This is a genomic window from Bacteroidales bacterium (assembly GCA_041671145.1).
Classification (GTDB): Bacteria; Bacteroidota; Bacteroidia; order Bacteroidales; family JAHJDW01; genus JAQUPB01.
Genome location: JBAZBZ010000015.1, coordinates 1 through 22,297 on the forward strand (window position 1 = coordinate 1; position 22,297 = coordinate 22,297).

Consider the following 22,297-nt stretch of genomic DNA (forward strand, 5'->3'; position numbering starts at 1 on the left):
ATTCAGTCCGAATAAAGATTTGCTGAATGAAGGATTCATTCCGCAAGGATACCGTATTGACCCAAGCAACTTCACGATGCTCATCTTTAACCGCTGGGGAGAATTGATTTACAAAACCAATGATTTAAACAGTCCTTGGAACGGAAGGTATAACAACACAGGCGATTTGGTTGAGGTAGGTGTTTATGTTTACAGAGTGATTGTAAAAGAACTCGATGGACCAAAGCATGAATTTATCGGAAGGGTGAGTGTTATAAAATGAAAAAAGTTTAAAGTTCATAAACTTTTAGCATTTATCCTTTTTACTGAGGGGTAGTTAGCTAAAATAAAAACATTAATATTTACAAATAATACAGAAGATTTATAAACATTAAATTACCCCGAATTTGATTGTTTTTATTCAAATTTGGGGTTTTTATATTTTTTGACTTGCAGAAATTTTGTTTGTAGCGAATGAGCATAGAATGATAGGCGAATTGGCATGGACTGTGTGGCACAAACCAAAAACAAAAACTTATGCAAAGCAAAAGTGATAAATTAGATTTTAGTCATCAAGAAATATATGTCTTGGGGGTAATGTTATTTTTAACCTTGTGATTCGTATTAATAATTATTAAATTAAATTATTGTTTTTCTGCTAAAATTTTTTATTTTTGTCCGCTCAATTTTATGTTGATAAATTATTTTATGAATTTTGCAACTTATTAATATTTTTTTTGTCTTTATTATCTATAAAATGTTTGTAAAAGAATTAAGAAAAGTATCATATGACTTATTCCCAATTATCAACAAAAAGAATTGTAAAACCAAAATTCAAGCACTATTTAAACATAAACTATTAACTAAATAAACATCATAAAAATTATGAAAAATATTAAATCTTTTTTTGCCACTTTAAGCGTTTTATTTTTCTTTTTTACTTTTAGCACAAACGCACAACATCAAATAAATGCGGGCTCATACATAGGTACCGGTGCATCCAATTCCATAACAGGTATCGGCTTTCAGCCCGATGTGGTAATGATAAAAAGCCAAAATGGGATAAACGGCACATATTATAAATTTTCATCAATGCCGGCAAACGAATCGAAAAGTGTTATTTCTTTAGTAGCAATGGAAACAACTGCAATTACTTCTTTAGACCCCGATGGATTTACAGTTGTAAATGACAGTGTAAACGGGCTCGGTACAAATTATAGCTGGGTGGCATTCAAAGCCGATAATACTCTAAAAGTTGGCTCTTATGTGGGAGACGGAATTCATTCATTGGGTTACAAGCAACACATAACAGGATTGGGTTGTGGAAGAATGGATTATGTAGTAATAGTGCCAAACAAAGCACTTAATATACCTTTTTATTTGTATAACTACGATTCTCTTCCTGCACCAACATATACATTGGCAAGAGCTTATGCAGATATTAACGGTTTGCTTTCGGGTAGTTCTACCGCTGCTCAAGCTAAAACGCAAACATGGCAGATTGGAGCGATGGGAAATCCTGAAACAGATGGATTTGAAGTTGCGGACACCACCTCTCCTTTCGGAAACAGCACGGGAATACTTATGAATGAGGCAGGAGTTACCTATTACTATTGGGCAAACAAAATTCGCCAAAATTATTTTAACATGGGAACTTATGCAGGAGATGGTACAGACAATCGCCAGATTACAGGAGTTGGCTGTGACCCTTATGTAGTATTTGACCATACTTTTATGCCAAATCAAAGTCCTCCCGGAATTCCTGATTCTATGCAAATATTAGTACCGATATGGAGAAGCTTAGCCGATAGTGGCGATGTATCTCACTATTTTTTCAAATATACCAATAAAGATAATTTAATACAACAATTTATACCCGATGGATTTGAAATTGGCAACAGGCAAACTGTAAATAGTAATGAAATTATAACTGGTGTCCCCGAAACTTACTTTTGGGCAGCATGGTGTGCCAACCCTTGCCGCGACCCGAACCTGATTGTTCAGGGGGCAAGCGTATGCGATGGGTTGGTTGCAACAATAACGGTTAGCGGAGGCGTGTCATATACATGGGATAATTCTGAAACAACCAGTTCAATAACAGTCAACCCGACAATAACAACCACTTACACCGTTACAGGAACACAAGGAGCGGGATGTACAAATACTGCTTCAGCTCAGGTTGTTGTAAATATTGGAACAACGCCACCTATTGCAATATCTGGAAACACGCCAATATGTGCAGGAGCGTCGGCAACTATTATTGTTACCGGAGCAAATACTTATACATGGAATCCTTTCGGTACAAATGATACAATAACTGTTAACCCGACAATAACAACAACATATTATGTAACGGGAGCAGATGCAGGTGGATGCACTAATACAGATTCTGCCGTTGTTACAGTCAACCCGTTGCCCAATATCGTCGCTACAGGAAATTCGGTATGTTTAGGACAGTCTGTTATAGTAACCGTTACAGGAGGAGCAACATATACGTGGGATACTACTTCGAATAATGACACAATAACTGTTAGCCCAACAATAACAACAACGTATTTTGTAACGGGAACAGATGTAAATGGTTGTGCCAGTACATCACAAGCAGTTGTAACAATTAATCAGGCAAGTATAACAGCAACAGGTAATTCAACGTGTGCAGGAAAATCAACTACAATAACAGCAAGTGGGGGGGTTACATATACGTGGGATACCAACCCTACTCAAAATGGTTCAAATATAAATGTTACGCCAGCAGTTAACACGACTTATATTGTTACCGGAACTGATGGGACAAATGGTTGTACAAATACGGCTTCAGCAGTTGTATCAATTAATCCTGACCCTAAAATAACAACAACAGGAAACTCAACGTGTGCGGGAAAAGCAACTACAATAACAGCAAGTGGTGGGGACACATATACATGGAATACCATTCCTACTCAAAATGGTTCAACTATAACTGTTAGCCCAACAATCATCACAACTTATATTGTTACAGGAACCGATGCAAATAGTTGCACAAATACTAATTCTGCGACAGTTTCAATTTATACGGATCCAATAATTACAGCAAACGGACCATCAAATTATATTTGCAACGGGAAAAGTGCAACTATAATTGCAACGGGAGGTGTCACATACACATGGGTGCCGGGCAATCTTAACGGAAATGCCAATAATGTAACTCCTGATGTAACCACTATATATACAGTAACAGGAACAGATGGAAATGGCTGTACAAATATTGATACGGCAGTAGTAAAAGTTGACCCTCCGATTAGTGCAAGTATAACCGGATTTGACGAAATATGCGGAAGTGGAAATGGGCAGGTTTGTGTAAGTCCGAGTGGCGGAACACCAGGACAGGGGTATACTTATTCATGGAATATATCAGGTAGTTCTTCAAATTGTCTTAATAATATTCATGAAGGCGCATACTCTGTAACCGTTACCGACTCATTAGGATGTACTACAACAAGCGCAGTGAACAAAACCATTGGTAACCAAATAATCAACCCTGATGGTGATGCAACTGCCGATAAATATTTTGATGTGATTACCCATAAATTTATTTACGACTGGAATGGAACCAATGGTTCTAATTATAACTGGAACCTTGGCGATACTACTTACAGTAATTTGAAAAGTCCTACTCATACATACGAACATGATGGTACTTATACAATATATGTTACTGTAACTTCTTCAGATGGATGCACATCAAAAGATTCTTTAATTATTGAAGTTGTAACACCTACGAAACTTGAAGTTTTCAATGTATTTACACCAAACCATGACGGCATAAACGACAAATACAAGGTTAAATACGAAGGGGAGTTTTTATATTTCAAAATGATGATATTCAACCGTTGGGGAAATAAGTTGTTTGAAACGGGCGATATTGACAAGGGCTGGGACGGAAAACAATGGACAAAAGACGGAATGTCAGACGGAACGTATTACTATATAATTAGTGCTAAAGGTAAAGATATGGTTGAATATGAATTCCACGGATTTTTGACTTTAATAAGGTAAATGCTTGATGCGTAAATGCTTCAAAAATTATAAAAAAAGAGAAATAATTTTTTATTTCTCTTTTTTTTAAATTATTTATTATCACATAAATTTTATATTTTTCAATGAATCGAAGAAATTCATGCTGTTCAAATAAAGAGTAAAGCGAATTTTTTCTGAATATTTTACCGAATTTATTGCTTTCATTTGGTTTTCGATATCGGAAGACCAGAATACGGGAAAGTAAACCTCACAAATGTTTGGAATTACAGTTAAATCAATGCCTCCATTATATATTATTTTTTTTGAATCGGGGAATAATTTTCCTGCGTGTGAATAAGTGCCGATGTCGGCATATAATTTAAGAGGCAAAATTCCGGGAATTGAAGTTTTAACATTCAATGATGCAAGCCAGTCATTCGTTTGCCCAATGGGAGTATTGATTTTAAAAGCGCCATCAGTTTCGGTGAATTGCTGCGAAGCCAAACCGCTATAATCCGAACGACCTAAATAATAATTATCAAAAGTGTAATCTTCGTAACCTGCTTGTCCGTTCATACGGAAATTATAATTACCGTAATAAACTTTTTTCTGCTCCAAAAAAGCACCTGCAAAAAACCGCAAATCCAACCCTTTTTTCTTTTTATTATATGTCAACCTGTATTTAAATTCAAGTGAACTTTTAATAAAATCTACGTTTTGCTGGGTTTTTAAACTCAATACATAAGGATGCAGTGAATTACTGTTTTCAAATGAATAAATAATTTCATTAAACATAAGTTCCTGTTGTTTCTTCTCCATTTCTTTTTCATCACCGTTCCATACAAAAACATCTTTTGTAATATTTATATTTCTTAATTTTAAAGAATGTGTATAATCTGATGTAGGAATTCTTTTCTTAAAAACAAAAAGAAATTCGGGTTCAATTTTATAATATTTCAATAGTGGCTCGTAAGAATATGTATACTTTGCAAATGACAATCCGAATTTTATGTTCTGAAAAATTTGAGCGGGAAATAAATTATAATTAATATTTCCCCATCCCGATAATTCATTAGTACCAGTACTATACATGGGAACTAAAGTGTATTCGGTTTTCTTCTGGAATAATAAATGATTATAAAGCGTAACACCGAGCATAAACTTATCATAATTATTTATTCCTATTCCCGGAAAATAAAAAACCTGTCTTTTATCGGAATTATCAATGCTTCCAATAAAATTAAACTTTACTGGTTTTGATTTTTTGAAAATACCTTTTGTTTTTATGGAATTATTTTTTCTGTTGATGTCGGGAATTATTTCATTTTCATCAATTTTAAATTGAGCAAAATTATTTTTCGCCAAAGTGAATTTCTTTTTACCTGTGAAACCCTCATAATAGCTTGTTTCCACAGTATCCTTCGAGGAATATGATGTAATCGAAAATGGTGCTGCAATTTGTCCTTTATTTTTTATTTTTAATATCGAACTGTCACCCTCGTTTTTCAAAGAAGAAATTTTATAGTCAATTTTTTTTGTTGTGTTAAGCAAATCGTTAAAAAACCAATCGAGGTTTTGAGTTGTATTTTTGGTAATTATTTTTTTGAAATCTTCAGGAGAAGGATGTTTGTATTTCCATTCCTCAAAATACAGGTGCATAGCTTTGTCAAAATTTTCTTTTCCCATGTAAGTCATTAAATACCTCATGGCAATAGTGCCCTTTGAATAAACATCAGCAGCGTAATTATATGTGGTGTAGCACTCGGCGGGACTATTCAAGGGCTGGTCAGTATTTGTTAAAGCGGTTATTAAGTATGTTAATTCATCATATTTTGCAACTTTATATTTCCATAAATCAGTAACTCTTGCAATATTTTCGGGCAACCCGAGCATGTCTGTGAGTTTTCCTCCAACAGTATTTTCAATGTATCGCAATGTATAAAATGAATTTATGCCTTCATCCATCCACGGATTTTTTCTTTCATTTGAACCAAGCATTCCATAAAACCAGTTATGACCAACTTCATGAACAATAACTTCCCTTAAAACAAATGGAGTTCCGGAAGTTCCTATTACCGTAATGTTCGGATATTCCATTCCGGTACCGGCACTTATTGTTCCGTCAACAGCGGTAATATTATTGTAGGGATAATCGCCAACCCATAATGAATAATAATATATAGCATCGTTAATATATTCAATGCTCTTTCGCCAGAGATTTCCTTCGGCATTAGTGAACATCGCCCATGATGTAACTTTTCTTTCCGAATCAGGTGGTTTTATTTGTCCTTTCAGCACATTATATCTTTTATCGGCAAACCATGCAAAGTCGTGAATATTTTTCTGAATATATCTGATAGTTTTTGTATTTTTTGAAGATGGAGGAAACTGCATATCATTTCTGTTGAAAAAAATTATTTTTTGTGTTTCTTCAGCTTTTTTTGTGAGCCATTCAATTTCGCTTTCATTTTGCAAATCGCCGGTAGCACCAACGACATAATTTTCGGGCAAAGTAATGGTTACATCGAAACTTCCGAATTCGGAATAAAATTCACCCTGATGGAGGTAGGGCATCTGGTTCCATCCGTTTGCGTCGTACACAGCGGGTTTTGGATACCATTGAGTTATCTGGTAAGATTGGCTTACATGTCCGAAACGCGAAAATTTTCCGTCAGGAATTTTTACATGAAAAGGTGTTGATATGATAATAGTGTCGCCGCTTTTCAATGATTTATCAAGAATCAATTTGCAAATATCTATATTTAAAGAATCATATTTCCATTTTATTTTTTCATTATTAATTTTAAAATCAATACTATCAATATATCCCAATTGTTCTTGTTTTGCTTCATATAATTTAAAATTTCCGCTTTTCAGCAATTGCTTGTACAACGCAGAGGTATTGTCCTTATATGCATTGGGCCATAAATGAAAATAAATATATTCCAATGTATTTGGAGAATTATTTATGTATTGAATTTTTTCAAATCCACTAAGCTCATGATTGACATCATTGAGTTTAACACAGATTGTGTAATTCACTTCCTGCTGAAAATACTTCTGCGAAAAAGTTTTATTAAAAAAAAATATTAATAAAAGCAATGCAGTATACTTCACTATTGAATTCATAATTCTTAAATAATTGTGTGTTTATTTTTATAAAAAAACGCCACCAAAACACCAAATAACACCAAAAAATAAAAAACATAAAAATTACTTTGGTGTATTTTCGTGTTTTTGAGATTTGGTGGCAAAACATATTTTTAGTATGTTCAAAATTTCGTAAATTAATCTTTTATAATGATTATTTAAAAAAAGAGGTTGATTTTTAAAACCAACCTCATGTACCGTCTATATTATTTTACAATTTAATATTCGTCTTCATGAAAAAAGAAATCCTCTTTTGTAGGATAATCAGGCCAAATATCTTCAATACTGTCGTAAACTTCACCTTCATCATCGAGTTCCTGTAAGTTTTCAATAACTTCCATTGGTGCTCCCGACCTGAGAGCAAAATCAATAAGCTCGTCTTTTGTTGCAGGCCACGGTGCGTCTTCTAATTTTGAAGCTAATTCTAAAGTCCAATACATAAAATGTTTTTTTTATAATTTCGGCAAAAGTAAATAATTTAAAATCAAAAAGTCAAGCTTTTTTCAAAATATTATTGGCAAGTATGCATTTTTTTTATACAAAGTATATTTTTTGTATAATTAATACATAAAACCACTGTTTGCAATATACTTATAATATGGTATCATTTAAAACGGCTGTTTGGCAAGGTCTTGCATTTTTAATCAAAAAGTTAAAAATATTTATAATTTGCTGTTTTAACTAGTAACTCAATGACTGATACTATGCAATTATTAACAACAGGAAATTTTAAACTTATTTCTTTAGCGGCTGTGCATAAAGCTGAATATCTTTCCCTGTAATAGTTTTATTGCATAATATTATCAATCGTTCAACCACATTTCTTAATTCACGTACATTTCCTGTCCAATTAATTTTTTGCATTTCGGCAAAAGCATCGTCACTGAATTTCATTAAAGGTTTTCCCTGGTTTTCGCATAATTCTTTCAGAAAATGATTTGCCAGCAAAGGAATGTCTTCTTCTCGTTGATTAAGTGAAGGAACATCAATAACAATTACACTGATGCGGTGATATAAATCTTCTCTAAAATTCTTCTTTTCAATTTCTTCTTTTAGATTTTTATTTGTTGCTGCAATAACTCTCACATTAACCATAATCTCTTTCTCGCCTCCCACTCTCATGATTTTATTTTCCTGCAATGCCCTTAAAACCTTTGCCTGTGCCGATAAACTCATGTCGCCGATTTCATCAAGAAACAAAGTGCCGTTATCTGCCTGTTCGAAATTTCCTTTTCTTTGTTTTATTGCCGATGTGAAAGAACCTTTTTCATGACCAAATAATTCGCTTTCTATAAGTTCGGAAGGAATTGCGGCACAATTAACTTCAACAAACGGACTGTTAGCTCTGTTGCTTTTTTCGTGCAGCCATCGTGCAACAAGTTCTTTTCCTGTTCCATTATCGCCGGTAATTAAAACTTTTGCATCTGTGGGAGCAACCTTATCAATCATTTCCATGATTTTTGCAATTGCCGGTGATTGCCCTATTATTTCATTTGTCTGATAACATTTTTTCTTCAGAACTTTTGTTTCCGAAATTAAAGTTGATTTGTCCAAAGCATTACGAACACCAATAAGTAAACGATTCAAATCAATGGGTTTTTCTATATAGTCATAAGCACCTTTTTTTATTGATTCCACAACTGTTTCAATATTTCCATGTCCCGATATCATTATAACGGGAATATCGGGAAAAATTTTAATAATATTTTCAAGCGTTTCGATGCCATCCATTTTCTGCATCTTGATATCGCAAAGTACAACATCGTATTTTTCATTTTTTATTTTTTCAATGCCCTGCATTCCGCTTTCCGCATCGTCAACTTCAAATTTTTCATATTCGAGTATTTCGCGGATTGTATTGCGAATGCTTTTTTCATCATCAATTATGAGGATTTTTTCCATTTTATTGAGTTTGTTAAGTTTTTAAAGTTGGGAAGTGGTTCGCAATTTAATACCAAACCAATAGCAAGTATTTTCGATTCTTAAAAAAATGATTCTTTTCTCACAATAATTTCATAATAAACTGTATAATATTAATCATTAATACGGTTTTTGTATTTATCCGGATTTCGGTATGTGTTAAAAACAGCAACAATATTAATAATTTTAAGAGAATCGTCAACAGTATAAATAATAACAAATGGAAATCTTTTCAAAGGCAGGAAACGGGCGTTTCTATGTTTTTGTTCGCATGCATCTGGATGGCTTTTTATAAAATCAAGAAAAATATTAACCTCGTTAAAAAAGTATTTACCAAGCCCTTCCTTTTGCTCGTTGTACCATTTAATACTATTGGTCAAATCCGCTCTGGCTTCTTTTTCGAATTTCAGTTTGTAATTTCTTTTCATAACCCCTTTTCAATTTCTTTTTTGACATCATCCCAGTCGAGCAAGTTGTCAGGATTATAATTATCGAGGCGTTTATTAAGAATGGCTTTTTGTTTGTCAGAAAGCATATATTCTTCTTTTTTAGAGATTTTTTTAACAAAGTTTAAACTTTTCATAATTTCAATGAAAATATTTTCTTTGTTTTCGGGAATTGTAATATTATATTGTATCATAAAAAAGCGAATTAAATTTTAAAACAAAGATAGTGTTTTTGTTTTTCACTGCAAAATAACAAAGCTTTAGTAAACTTTCAAAGTTTAGTAAAGCTTTTAACCGACTGCTTTAAAAAGGATTTGCAAAATCAGGATTATTAATAAAAGTATTATCTGTAAGTGTTTTTAAGAATGCAATTAAATCCTGTTTTTGTTGAGCTGTAAGTTGAACACCGCCATCATTAACTTTTTTCATCAAAGGGTGAACATACGGCGACCATTTCAATCCTTCGCTGTAAAAGTCAATTACCTGTTGCAAAGTAGTAAATCTGCCATCGTGCATGTATGGACCTGTAAGTTCTATGTTTCGCAAAGTTGTTGCTTTATATGCACCTATGTCTTTTGAAACAAAGGTAACATGATATCTGTCCCTCGTATCAGTAAAAACAGTATCTTTAGCATTATTATAAAATAAATTTGTTGTAAATAAAATTGTTCCGTGACAATGGAAACAATCACCTTTTTCGGTATTAAAAATCACATAACCATTCATTTCAGAAGGAGTAAGATTTTCCTCACCTCTCAGATATTTATCAAACTTTGAATTTGCAGAAATCAATGTTCTTAAAAATTGTGCTATTGCTCTTCCCGCATTTTTGATTGTAATTATTTCCGAACCAAAGGCATTTTTAAACAAAGGGGGATACATAGGAATGTTTTGGAGCATTTCTTTTGCCCTGTTGGTATCGCTGAACATTTCATGCGGAGCGGTAATTGCCATCCAAATTATATCTTCAAGATTTTGTTTATTTGCGATTGGATTTTGCATATAAACACTGCCATTCCACAAATATCCATTGCTGTTAAATGCAAGATTAATAAACGGTAGCATAACGTGCGGCGTTTTAATTCCTGTAACTCCGTATCCATAGCCAGTTCCGTTTTCAAATGAATGGGATTGAATATGGCAGGTAGAACATGACATCAGCGAATCAGGATGGTCTCTGCCTGCAAGTCGTCCTTCGTAAAATAAATATCTTCCTAATTTAATACCTTCAACTGTCATCGGATTATCTGAAGGAATGTTCAATTGAGTAGGAAAAAAATTTGGGATTGTAATTATATAAGGTGTGGGTTTGTATTCTTCAAGAGATTTTTCTTTTTTGCATGATTGAAGACTAAACCCGAGAATAAAAAATAAAAACAAATATATTATTTCTAAATTTAAGGCATTTTTAAAAACAATAAAATTCGAGGCACATGAGAATTTTAAAACAGAGTTTACATTTAGTAAATGAGGTTTTAAAATTCGAGTGCAACGAAGAAGTTTGCAGTTTTTAGAGGTGCCTTTCAATCTTATTTATCATTTAAAGTTATAACCGGTATCATAATTTCCTCCATTGAAATTCCACCGTGCTGAAAAGTATTTTTGTAATAATTTACGTAATGGTTGTAATTATTGGGATAAGCAAAAAAATCATAACCTCTCGTAAAAATATAAGAAGAAGAAATATTGGTTTTAGGAAGATAAAATTCCAGAGGATTTCTTATTTCAAAAACTTCCTTTTTATTGTATTGCAAAGCTCTTCCCTGCTTGTATCTGAGGTTTGCGGTTGTATTTCTGTCGCCCAAAACTTTCACGGCATTATGTACAAATACGGAACCATGGTCGGTAGTGATTATTATGTTTAATTTTTTTCCTGCAAGTTGCTTCAATATTTCGAGAAGCGGAGAATGTTCGAACCACGATAAAGTTATTGAGCGGTATGCCGATTCATCTTTTGCAAGCTCACGTATAATTTCCATTTCTGTTCGAGCATGAGAAAGCGTGTCAACAAAATTATATACTAATACATTAAGTTTATTGTTAAAAAGATTATTTATATTTTCCGAAAACTTACTTCCCGCTGTATAATTTAGAATTTTGTTATATGAATATTTTATTTCTTTACCGGTAATTCTTTTAAGCTGTTCACCGAGCAATTCCGATTCAAAGCTATTCTTGGTTCCTTCCTCTTCGTCATTTAACCAATACTGAGGATGCAAGTTTTGAATTTCAAAAGGCATTAATCCGGCAAACAAACTATTTCTCGCATATTGTGTAACTGTAGGCAAAATGCTGAAATAAAGCTGGTCCTCAGCTACTCTGAAAGTTTCTTCTATAACCGGCTGCAATATTTTCCACTGGTCATAACGAAGGTTATCAATTAAAATAAAAAAAACGGGATTCTCGGATGACAATAGAGGAATTACTTTTTTTCTGATTAATGTTGGCGAAAGCACAGGAATATCTGAAGCTTTACCATTCAACCAACTTTGATAATTCTTTTCATAAAATTTAGCAAAAAGATTATTCGCTTCAAGTTTCTGCATTTTCAGAATTTCCACCATGCTTTCATCTTTTGCATTATCAAATTCAAGTTCCCAGAAAATTATTTTTTTATAAATATCAATCCATTCATTGTAATTAAGATTTTCACTCAGCCGCATTCCTATTTTCTGGAATTCCTGTTGATAAGCAGAATTTGTTTTTTCAACAATTAATCTTTTGTTTTCAAGATTTTTTTTGATTGCAAGAAGTATTTGATTTGGGTTCACGGGTTTTATAAGGTAATCCGAAATTTTGGAACCTATTGCCTCCTCCATTATTGATTCTTCTTCGCTTTTTGTAATCATTACGACAGGCAGATTCGGATGCAGGTTTTTTATTTTTACAAGTGTTTCGATACCTGTTAATCCGGGCATATTTTCATCAAGAAAAATTATATCAAAATCATGTTTTTTGATAATTTCCATGACAGCATTGCCGTTTGTGGCAGTGTGCACTTCATAACCTTTATCTTCTAAAAATAATATGTGCGGCTTCAGCAAATCAATTTCATCATCAGCCCATAATACAGTTACTTTTTCCATATACAGATTTTACTTTTATATATATAAAACATTATAGAACTAACATTATATTATGTTAAACTAAAAAAAAGTATTAATATTGGAATGTTTTTTAAAATACAAAATTAATCAATTGTGAGTGGAATTATTAAAAATAAAAGAAAAATAATTAACGACCCTGTTTGCGGATTTATAAATATCACCGACGATATTATTTTCGACCTTATTGAACATCGCTATTTTCAGCGTCTCAGAAGAATAAAGCAACTGGGACTTACTTACCTTGTTTATCCGAGCGCATTGCATACAAGATTCAGTCATGCAATCGGAGCCATGCACCTGATGACACAAGCAATTGATGTCCTGCGTTCAAAAGGGCATAATATTTCCGATGAAGAATCACTGGCTGCAAAAATTGCTATTCTTCTTCATGATATAGGGCACGGACCTTTTTCACATGCTTTGGAAAATTCAATAATAAAAGGAATTCAGCATGAAGAAATTTCGGAAATATTAATGAATAAGCTGAATGATGAATTTAACGGCAAGCTTGAGCTTGCAATAAAAATATTTAAAAACAAATATCATAAAAAATATTTACATCAATTGGTTTCGAGTCAGCTTGACATGGACAGATTGGATTATCTGCGAAGAGACAGCTTTTTCACAGGCGTTTCTGAAGGTGTTACCGGCACCGAAAGAATTATTAAAATGCTGAATGTAAAAAATAATGAACTTGCAGTTGATTATAAAGGCATTTATTCAATTGAAAATTTTATCATTGCACGCCGGCTGATGTATTGGCAGGTTTACTTACACAAAACAGTCATTTCTGCTGAATACATGGTTTTAAAAATTTTAAAAAGAGCCAAGGAGCTTGCAAAAAACGGAGATAATTTATTTGCAACTCCGGTTTTTTCGAATTTTCTTTACAATGAAATAAACAAACAATCATTTAAAAAAAACGATACAATCATTGAGAAATATACCGAACTTGACGACTATGACATTTTTTCTTCAATAAAAGTATGGACCAAACATGATGATAAAATTTTATCAATGCTTTGTAAAAACCTTATAAATAGGGTGCTTTACAAAATAGAACTTCAGAATAATGTTTTTGAAAAAAAATATTTTGAGCAGATAAAAAATAAAGTAAAAAAAATCATTAAAGTTGACGATAGCTTTATTGATTATTTTGTTTTCTCTGATTTTATTGAGAGCAATATTTATTTTCCACAAAAAGACAAAATAAATATATTGTTAAAAAACGATAATATACTTGATATAACCGAAGCTTCCGACCAACTTAATGTTGATGTGTTATCGAAAATAATTAAGAAATATTTTATTTGTTATATAAATTTTCACTAAATTTGTTTCTTTTTTAATATTTTAAAAGTTGTTAATAAAAGATAATAAAAGTTTATTGTGATTATTTTATTAAATTTTATCTTGCATTATCTTTTGATAAAGGAAAAATAACAAACCGAAAAAAATTGATGAAATATACAGCAAAGAAGTTGGCAGAGTTGTTAAATGGAAAAATAGAAGGCAACCCTGATGTTGAAGTATCGAGTTTAACAAAAATCGAGGAAGGAAAAGCGGGTTCTATATCTTTTCTTGCAAATCCCAAATATACTCAACACATTTATACCACAACCGCATCAATAGTGATTGTTAATAAAGAATTCATTCCTGAAAAAGAAATTACAACCACACTAATAAAAGTTGACGATGCATATAAAAGTTTTGCCATTCTGCTTGATGTATATAATAAAAACAAATACAATAAAACAGGAATTGAACAGCCGTCATACATTTCCAAAAATGCCTTCGTTGAAGAAGATGTTTACATTGGTGCATTTGCTTACATTGGAAATAATGTAAAAATCGGGAAAAATGTAAAAATATATCCGAACACATATATAGGTGATAATGCTCAGGTTCTGGAAAATTCAGTAATACATGCAGGAGTAAAAATATATCCCGATTGTATAATTGGTAGAAATTGCATTATACATGCCGGAGTGGTTATCGGAGCTGACGGATTTGGCTTCTCAACTGCAGATGACAAAAACACAAAAATTTGCCAGATTGGTAATGTTGTCATTGAAGATAATGTGGAAATAGGTGCCAATACTACAATTGACAGAGCAACAATAGGCTCAACTATAATCCGTAAAGGTGTAAAACTTGACAATCTTATTCAAATAGCACACAATGTTGAAGTTGGTGAAAATACTGTGGTTGCAGGGCAATCCGGTATTGCCGGTTCAACAAAAATCGGAAAAAACTGCATGATAGGAGGACAAGTGGGAATAGTAGGACATTTAAACATCGCCGACAGAGTAAAAATTGCCGCCCAGTCGGGCATAGCTTCGAGCATAGATGAAGAAGATGCAATAATTCAAGGCTCACCTGCATTTGATATTTGCAATTATAAAAAATCATATGTTTACTTCAGAAAACTTCCCGATATTGAAAAACGCTTATCAGACATTGAAAAAATAACAAATAATAAAAAATAATTCTATTAGTTATTGGTCAATAGTCATTAAATAAAAACCACAAACTAGTTTCAGTATCACAGAACTTTTATTAGTTCCATATAACACATGAACTGCCTTTTTACCAATGACTAATGACTATTGACCAGTGTTTATTAAGCAACAAACTCTTCAAGTTTCATACAGCTAATAATCATGATGTTTATTTATTTATCAAAATATATTTGCTTTAACTGTATTTTTTTTAATTTTGCAAACCATAAATAATTATCATTTAATGAGCGAAAAGCAAAAAACCATAAAAGAGCCCGTAACAATTTCCGGTGTGGGTTTGCACACTGGTGAGAATGTAACCATTACTTTCAAACCTGCTCCCGAAAATTACGGATATAGATTTCAAAGGGTGGATATTGAAAACAAACCTATTGTCATTGCTGATATTGATAATGTTGTAGATGTTTCCAGAGGAACGAGCATCGAACAAAACGGAGTAAGAGTGAGTACAATTGAACATACTTTGGCAGCAATTTCAGGATTAGGTATTGATAATATTCTTATTGAACTTGACCGTGTGGAAATGCCTATAATGGAAGGAAGTTCAAAGTCATTTGTAAACGCTTTATTAAAAGCAGGTATAAAAGAACAAAATGCCGAAAAGGAATATTTTGAGCTCACAAAAATCATAAATTATACTGACCCTTCCAGAAAAGTTGAAATAACTGCAATACCAAGTGATAAATTCAGAATATCGGTTATGATTGATTATAACTCACCGGTATTGGGCAGTCAGCACGCATCATTAAACAATCTTTCCGAATTTAAAGATGAAGTTGCAAATTGCAGAACATTTGTTTTTCTTCATGAATTGGAATATTTACTGAGTAATAATTTAATTAAAGGCGGCGACCTGAATAATGCTATTGTAATTGTTGATAAAGCTGTTACTGCTGATGAACTCGACCATTTAGCCAAATTATTCGGAAAAACAAAAATTGAAGTTAAAGGTGAAGGAATATTAAATAATATAAAACTATATAATCACAACGAACCGGCAAGACATAAACTACTGGATATAATAGGTGACTTAGCTCTGATAGGAACACCAATTAAAGCACATATTATTGCCATGCGCCCCGGACATGCTTCTAATGTTGAGTTTGCAAGAAAAATAAAACAACACATAAAAAAAGAAAAAACAACAAAAACTGAATTCTCCTATAACCCTAACACTCCACCTTTATATGATATAAATAAAATAAAAGAAATTCTGCCCCACCGTCCTCCATTTTTGTTAATTGATAAAATTCTTGAAATGAGTGATACTCATGTTGTGGGTTTGAAAAATGTTACTATGAATGAAACGTTTTTTACAGGTCATTTTCCAAATGAGCCTGTAATGCCAGGAGTATTGCAGGTAGAAGCATTAGCGCAAACCGGAGGAGTGTTTTATTTAAGCAGAGTGTCCGACCCCAATGATTATTTAACTTACTTTTTAAGAATAGACAATGTAAAATTCAAACAAAGAGTTGTTCCCGGCGATACTTTAATTTTGAGAATGGAATTATTATCTCCACTTCGAAGAGGAATTTGTCACATGAAAGGAACTGCTTATGTGGGAGATAAAATAGTAACAGAAGGAGAATTATTAGCTCAAATATTAAAAAAATCATAGAAAATGAATCAACCTTTTTCGTACGTTCACCCGCAAGCAAATATTGCAGACAACGTTGTAATAGAACCTTTCGTTACTATTAACAAAAACGTATCAATTGGAGCTGGCACATGGATAGGTTCTAATGTTACAATTATGGAAGGAGCAAGAATCGGGAAAAATTGTAAAATATTTCCGGGCACTGTTATATCTGCCATTCCTCAGGATTTAAAATTTAAAGGTGAAGACAGCGTTGTAATTATAGGTGACAATTGCACTATTCGTGAATTTGTAACAATAAACAGGGCAACAAAAGCAAGCTATCAAACAGTTATAGGCAATAATAACCTTATAATGGCGTATGTTCACGTTGCACACGATTGTATTCTGGGAGATAACTGTATTCTTTCAAATGCTACAACTCTTGCCGGCCACATTGCTGTTGAAGATTGGGCAATCATAGGCGGCATGGTTGCAGTTCACCAGTTTGTAAGTATCGGAACACATTCTTTTATTTCAGGTGGTTCATTAGTCAGAAAAGATGTTCCCCCATACACCAAAGCAGCTCGAGAACCATTGTCTTTTGTAGGAATTAATTCCATCGGGCTCAGAAGAAGAGGTTTTAGCCCCGAAAAAATAAAAGAAATTCAGGATATTTACCGCCTCTTATACCTTAAAGGTTATAATACTTCACAGGCAATTTCCATTATCGAAGCCGAATTGCCAGCTACTCCCGAAAGAGATGAAATAATTGCCTTCATAAATAATTCCAAGAGAGGTATTATGAAAGGATACAACAGAAAAAATACAGACAAAGAATAAAAAAGTTTGTTGTTTAAAATGTTTGTTGTTTGTAGTTAAAAGAGTCATTAGTCAATAATAAAATGGTACCGCTAATCAAATATAGTTCTTTGTGTCCTTTGTGAAATTTTCTTTGTTAACTTTGTGGTTATATTTTTTTATCACAAAGAACACAAAGGTTTACACAAAGTTCACGAAGTTTAAATATTGAATTTAACTAACAACAAAATTCCGAAACTTTAGACATTAAACTTTAAACTATTAATTTTACCCAAATTATTAAAAAAACATTTTTTATGAAAATTGCAGTTGTAGGAACAGGATATGTAGGATTGGTTACAGGTGCCTGCTTTGCCGATGTTGGTATTGACGTAGTGTGCATTGATATTGATGAAAAGAAAATAAATAATCTGAAAAAAGGAATCCTTCCGATTTATGAACCCGGATTAAATGAAATTGTAAGCAAAAACATGAACAAAGGAAGATTGAATTTTTCAACAGATTTAAAATCATTTATAAATGACATTGATGTAATTTTTATTGCCGTGGGAACTCCTCCCGATGAAGATGGAAGTGCGGATTTGAAGCATGTTTTGAGTGTTGCCAATGAAATAGGCAAAAATATGAACAAGTATCTGGTAATAGTTACTAAAAGTACAGTTCCTGTTGGCACTGCCGAAAAAGTAAAAGAAGCAATCAGTAATGAAATTAAAAAACGTAATGTAAATTACGAATTCGACATTGCATCAAATCCAGAATTTCTGAAAGAAGGTGCAGCAATCGAAGATTTTATGAAGCCAGACAGAATTGTTATAGGTGTAGAATCTAAAAAAGCAGAAGAAATAATGTACCGGCTTTATAAACCGTTTGTATTAAACGGACACCCGATTATATTTATGGATATTCCTTCTGCCGAAATGACCAAGTATGCTGCAAATGCAATATTAGCAACTAAAATAAGTTTTATAAATGATATTGCAAATATTTGTGAAATAACAGGCGCCGATATAAATATGGTAAGAAAAGGTATCGGAAGTGACTCAAGAATAGGAACTAAATTTATTTATCCCGGAATAGGTTACGGAGGTTCATGTTTTCCTAAAGACGTGAAAGCATTAATCAAAATTGCCGAAGAAAATAATTATCATTTAAAAATTTTAAAAGCAGTTGAAGAAGTTAATGATGCCCAAAAATCAATATTGTTCAATAAGTTAAAAAAATATTTCAATAATCAAATTCAGGGGAAAAACGTTGCATTGTGGGGATTATCATTCAAGCCGCAAACCGACGATATGCGTGAAGCTGCATCGTTAGTATTAATTGAAAAGCTGCTGAATGCAGGTTGTAAGGTTAAAGCTTATGACCCTGTTGCAATGGAAGAAGCCAAACGCTTGCTCGGAAATAAAATTGAATTTTGTAATAATCAATATGAAGCATTGAAAGATGCTGATTGCTTGTTGTTAGTTACCGAGTGGACAGAATTTCGCTTTCCTGATTTTGAAGAAATAAAAAAACTTTTAAAAACACCTGTTATTTTTGATGGAAGAAATATATATGATAAAAACGAAATGATGGAATTGGGATTTGATTATTTCTGCATAGGAATAAAAACAAAATAAAATGAAAAAAATACTAGTAACCGGTGGTGCCGGTTTTCTCGGTTCACATCTTTGCGAAAAACTTTTAAATGAAAACAACGAGGTTGTTTGTCTTGATAATTATTTTACAGGCGACAAAAGCAATATCGTTCATTTATTGAATAACCCGTATTTCGAGCTGATTCGCCACGATGTTACAATGCCTTTTTTCATTGAAGTTGACGAAATATACAATCTTGCTTGTCCGGCATCACCGATACATTACCAGTACAACGGAATTAAAACCGTTAAAACATCAGTGATGGGGGCAATCAACATGCTCGGTCTTGCAAAAAGAATAAAGGCAAAAATTTTACAGGCATCAACAAGCGAAGTTTACGGCGACCCAGAAGTGCATCCGCAAAAAGAGGACTACTGGGGACATGTAAATCCAATCGGCTCAAGAGCTTGTTACGACGAAGGTAAAAGATGCGCAGAAACTCTTTTTATGAATTACCAGCATCAAAATAATGTAAAAATAAAAATCGGCAGAATTTTCAATACTTATGGACCACGCATGCATCCCAACGATGGCAGAGTTGTTTCAAATTTTATTGTTCAGGCATTGAAAGGCGAAAATATCACTATTTACGGCGACGGCAATCAAACAAGAAGTTTCTGCTATGTTGATGATTTGATTGATGGAATGCTCAGATTAATGAATACTGATGATACTTTTATCGGACCCGTAAATCTTGGGAATCCTAATGAATTTACAATAATCGAACTTGCTGAAAAAGTTTTGAAACTCACAAATTCAAAATCAAAATTAGTTTTTGAACCATTGCCCGAAGATGACCCGATGCAGCGAAAACCAGATATTTCACTAGCAAAGAAAATCCTGAAATGGGAACCCAAAATTCAACTCAATGAGGGATTGGTAAAAACAATTGAGTATTTTAAAAATAAAATAAAATCGTAAGATTATAGTCGTAAGTAGTAAGAAAAATATAAAATGCAAAATATTTTAGTTACCGGTGCAAAAGGACAACTTGGCTACGAAATAACAAAGCTTTCGACAAATTATAAAAAATTTAATTTTATTTTTACAGATGTTGTAGAATTAGACATTACTGATTTTAAAGATTTAGAATTATTTTTTAAAAATAATAAAATTGATTTTGTAATTAACTGTGCAGCTTATACTGCTGTTGATAAAGCTGAAACAGAAAAAGAATCTGCAAAACTTCTTAATTCAGTTGCTCCTTCTTTTCTTGCCGAACTCTGCGAAAAATATAATTGCAAATTAATTCATATTTCCACCGATTATGTTTTTGACGGCACTAATGTAAAGCCATATACAGAAGAAGACAAAACAAATCCTGTTTCAGTTTATGGAAAAACAAAACTTGATGGTGAAAATGAAATAATTAAAAAAACAAAAAATGCAATTATCATTCGCACTTCGTGGCTTTATTCTACTGTTGGCAATAATTTTATGAAAACGATGATTTGGCTTGGAAAAGAAAAAAGTGAAATAAATGTTGTTTCCGACCAAACCGGAACACCAACGTATGCAGGCGATTTAGCAAAAGTAATTTTAGATATCATCAGTAAAGTAAAAAATGAAATACCAAAAAAAGTTGAAATTTATAATTTCTCAAATGAAGGTGTTACAAGCTGGAACGAATTTGCAGTTGAAATTTTTAAACTTGCAAAAATAAATTGCAAAGTTAATCCTATTGAAACAAAAGATTATCCTACACCTGCAAAACGCCCTAATTACAGTGTTTTTGACAAATCAAAAATTAAAAAAGATTTTAATATTACTATTCCCGATTGGAAAGACAGTTTGAAAGTGGCAGTGGAAAAATATTTGAAATAAAATCAAAAAAAAATTTTACCGCTAAGTCGCAAAGACGCAAAGAAAAAAAACAAAATAAGACAAATATGATTGATGCAAATATTCTCGAAAAAGCCAATAATTGGCTCAAAGGCAATTTTGACGAAGAAACAAAAAAGCAGGTTGAATTTCTAATTAAAAATAATCCAAACGAATTAATTGATTCGTTTTATACTGACATGGAATTTGGAACCGGTGGTTTAAGAGGAATAATGGGCGTTGGTACAAATCGCATGAATATTTACACGGTCGGAATGGCAACTCAGGGACTTGCAAATTATTTGAAATCGGTTTATAAGAATACTGAAATAAAAGTTGCAATCGCATTCGACAGCAGGAATAATAGCAAGGAGTTTGCACAAATATCCGCTGATATTTTCTCTGCAAATAATTTCAAAGTTTATTTGTTCGAATCGCTGAGACCTACTCCAGTTCTGTCATTTACAATCAGACATTTAAAATGCCAGAGTGGAATTGTAATTACCGCATCACACAATCCCAAAGAGTACAACGGATACAAAGCATACTGGTCGGATGGTGGACAATTAATAAATCCTCATGACAAAAATGTTATTGCCGAAGTTCAGAAAATTAAATCAATTGACGATGTTAAATTTTCTAAGAAACCCGAAACCATTACAATTATAGGTGAAGAAAATGATAATATTTATTTGAACGAAGTAAAAAAACTTTCACTTCATCCCGAATCAATTGAAAAATGCAGTGATTTAAAAATTGTTTATACTCCGCTTCACGGTGCCGGTGTGAGGTTAGTTCCCGAATGTTTGAAAAGATTTGGCTTTAAAAATATCATAACAATTCCCGAACAAATGCTCAGCGACGGAAATTTCCCGACAGTAAAATCTCCGAATCCAGAAGAACCTTCCGCTTTGGAAATGGCTGTCAACAAAGCAAAAGAAATTGATGCTGATGTTGTACTTGCAACCGACCCCGATGCCGACAGAGTTGGCATTGCTGTTAAAGACAATAAAAATAATTTCATTCTTTTAAATGGAAATCAAACCGGCTCGCTGCTTGTTTATTATATTGTGAATGGATGGAAAGAAAAAAATAAAATTTCAGGAAAAGAATTTATTGTTAAAACAATTGTTACATCACAATTGTTTGCTGATATTGCCGAAAAAAATAAAGTTGAATGCATTAATGTACTCACAGGTTTCAAATTTATTGCCGATATAATAAAACAAAATGAAGGCAGCAAAACCTTTATCTGCGGCGGCGAAGAAAGTTATGGTTATCTTGTCGGTGATTTTGTGAGAGATAAAGATGCTGTAATTT

Annotated in this window: 17 protein-coding genes; 10 read left to right on the forward strand and 7 right to left on the reverse strand. The window is 32.7% G+C overall.

Going from position 1 to position 22,297, the window contains the following annotated elements:
• The coding region (locus tag WC223_06795) for a gliding motility-associated C-terminal domain-containing protein (protein MFA6923945.1) at positions 1 to 262 on the forward strand (262 nt) is incomplete at its 5' end.
• Between the two features lie 602 nt (positions 263 to 864).
• On the forward strand, positions 865 to 4,014 hold the full coding sequence (locus WC223_06800) for a gliding motility-associated C-terminal domain-containing protein (GenBank protein ID MFA6923946.1): 3,150 nt from the start codon (positions 865 to 867) through the stop codon (positions 4,012 to 4,014).
• Between the two features lie 81 nt (positions 4,015 to 4,095).
• On the opposite strand, the gene WC223_06805 is transcribed toward WC223_06800, so the two are convergent.
• The 7 genes from WC223_06805 to WC223_06835 all read right to left on the reverse strand — a co-directional run bounded on the left by WC223_06805 (position 4,096) and on the right by WC223_06835 (position 12,583).
• Positions 4,096 to 7,104 carry a M1 family metallopeptidase gene (locus WC223_06805; GenBank protein ID MFA6923947.1) on the reverse strand — a complete coding sequence of 1,003 codons (3,009 nt, stop codon included), beginning with the start codon at positions 7,102 to 7,104 and terminating at the stop codon, positions 4,096 to 4,098.
• Between the two features lie 239 nt (positions 7,105 to 7,343).
• Complete coding sequence (locus tag WC223_06810; GenBank protein ID MFA6923948.1) at positions 7,344 to 7,565, reverse strand: DUF2795 domain-containing protein; 222 nt, start codon at positions 7,563 to 7,565, stop codon at positions 7,344 to 7,346.
• A gap of 295 nt (positions 7,566 to 7,860) precedes the next feature.
• Complete coding sequence (locus WC223_06815; protein MFA6923949.1) at positions 7,861 to 9,027, reverse strand: sigma-54 dependent transcriptional regulator; 1,167 nt, start codon at positions 9,025 to 9,027, stop codon at positions 7,861 to 7,863.
• 131 nt (positions 9,028 to 9,158) lie between these two features.
• Positions 9,159 to 9,473: a type II toxin-antitoxin system RelE/ParE family toxin gene (locus WC223_06820; protein MFA6923950.1), complete on the reverse strand. Its 315-nt coding sequence runs from the start codon at positions 9,471 to 9,473 to the stop codon at positions 9,159 to 9,161.
• Positions 9,470 to 9,685: a hypothetical protein gene (locus WC223_06825; protein MFA6923951.1), complete on the reverse strand. Its 216-nt coding sequence runs from the start codon at positions 9,683 to 9,685 to the stop codon at positions 9,470 to 9,472. Before WC223_06825 ends, WC223_06820 begins: the two co-directional genes overlap by 4 nt.
• A 109-nt stretch (positions 9,686 to 9,794) precedes the next feature.
• Positions 9,795 to 10,871, reverse strand: coding sequence for a cytochrome c peroxidase (locus WC223_06830; protein MFA6923952.1), 1,077 nt, complete (start codon positions 10,869 to 10,871; stop codon positions 9,795 to 9,797).
• Positions 10,872 to 11,020: 149 nt separating this feature from the next.
• A complete protein-coding gene (locus tag WC223_06835; protein MFA6923953.1) occupies positions 11,021 to 12,583 on the reverse strand; it encodes a response regulator in 1,563 nt (520 codons plus the stop codon).
• 120 nt (positions 12,584 to 12,703) lie between these two features.
• Here WC223_06835 and WC223_06840 point away from each other — a divergent pair, with 120 nt between their 5' ends.
• The 8 genes from WC223_06840 to WC223_06875 form a co-directional block, all read left to right on the forward strand.
• Positions 12,704 to 13,930 carry an HD domain-containing protein gene (locus WC223_06840; GenBank protein MFA6923954.1) on the forward strand — a complete coding sequence of 409 codons (1,227 nt, stop codon included), beginning with the start codon at positions 12,704 to 12,706 and terminating at the stop codon, positions 13,928 to 13,930.
• Positions 13,931 to 14,058: 128 nt separating this feature from the next.
• Entirely contained in the window at positions 14,059 to 15,087 is a 1,029-nt protein-coding gene (gene lpxD / locus WC223_06845; GenBank protein MFA6923955.1) for a UDP-3-O-(3-hydroxymyristoyl)glucosamine N-acyltransferase, read from the forward strand.
• A gap of 256 nt (positions 15,088 to 15,343) precedes the next feature.
• A complete protein-coding gene (locus WC223_06850; GenBank protein ID MFA6923956.1) occupies positions 15,344 to 16,738 on the forward strand; it encodes a bifunctional UDP-3-O-[3-hydroxymyristoyl] N-acetylglucosamine deacetylase/3-hydroxyacyl-ACP dehydratase in 1,395 nt (464 codons plus the stop codon).
• Between the two features lie 3 nt (positions 16,739 to 16,741).
• Positions 16,742 to 17,539: an acyl-ACP--UDP-N-acetylglucosamine O-acyltransferase gene (gene lpxA, locus WC223_06855; GenBank protein ID MFA6923957.1), complete on the forward strand. Its 798-nt coding sequence runs from the start codon at positions 16,742 to 16,744 to the stop codon at positions 17,537 to 17,539.
• Between the two features lie 275 nt (positions 17,540 to 17,814).
• Positions 17,815 to 19,137: a UDP-glucose/GDP-mannose dehydrogenase family protein gene (locus tag WC223_06860; GenBank protein ID MFA6923958.1), complete on the forward strand. Its 1,323-nt coding sequence runs from the start codon at positions 17,815 to 17,817 to the stop codon at positions 19,135 to 19,137.
• A 1-nt stretch (position 19,138) separates the two neighbouring features.
• Positions 19,139 to 20,077: a UDP-glucuronic acid decarboxylase family protein gene (locus tag WC223_06865; protein MFA6923959.1), complete on the forward strand. Its 939-nt coding sequence runs from the start codon at positions 19,139 to 19,141 to the stop codon at positions 20,075 to 20,077.
• 33 nt (positions 20,078 to 20,110) lie between these two features.
• The gene (rfbD, locus tag WC223_06870) at positions 20,111 to 20,980 is read left to right on the forward strand and encodes a dTDP-4-dehydrorhamnose reductase (protein MFA6923960.1); all 870 of its coding nucleotides are present in this window, start codon (positions 20,111 to 20,113) and stop codon (positions 20,978 to 20,980) included.
• A 65-nt stretch (positions 20,981 to 21,045) separates the two neighbouring features.
• Positions 21,046 to 22,297 (forward strand): phospho-sugar mutase (locus WC223_06875; GenBank protein ID MFA6923961.1); only part of this gene is annotated, 1,252 nt, incomplete at its 3' end.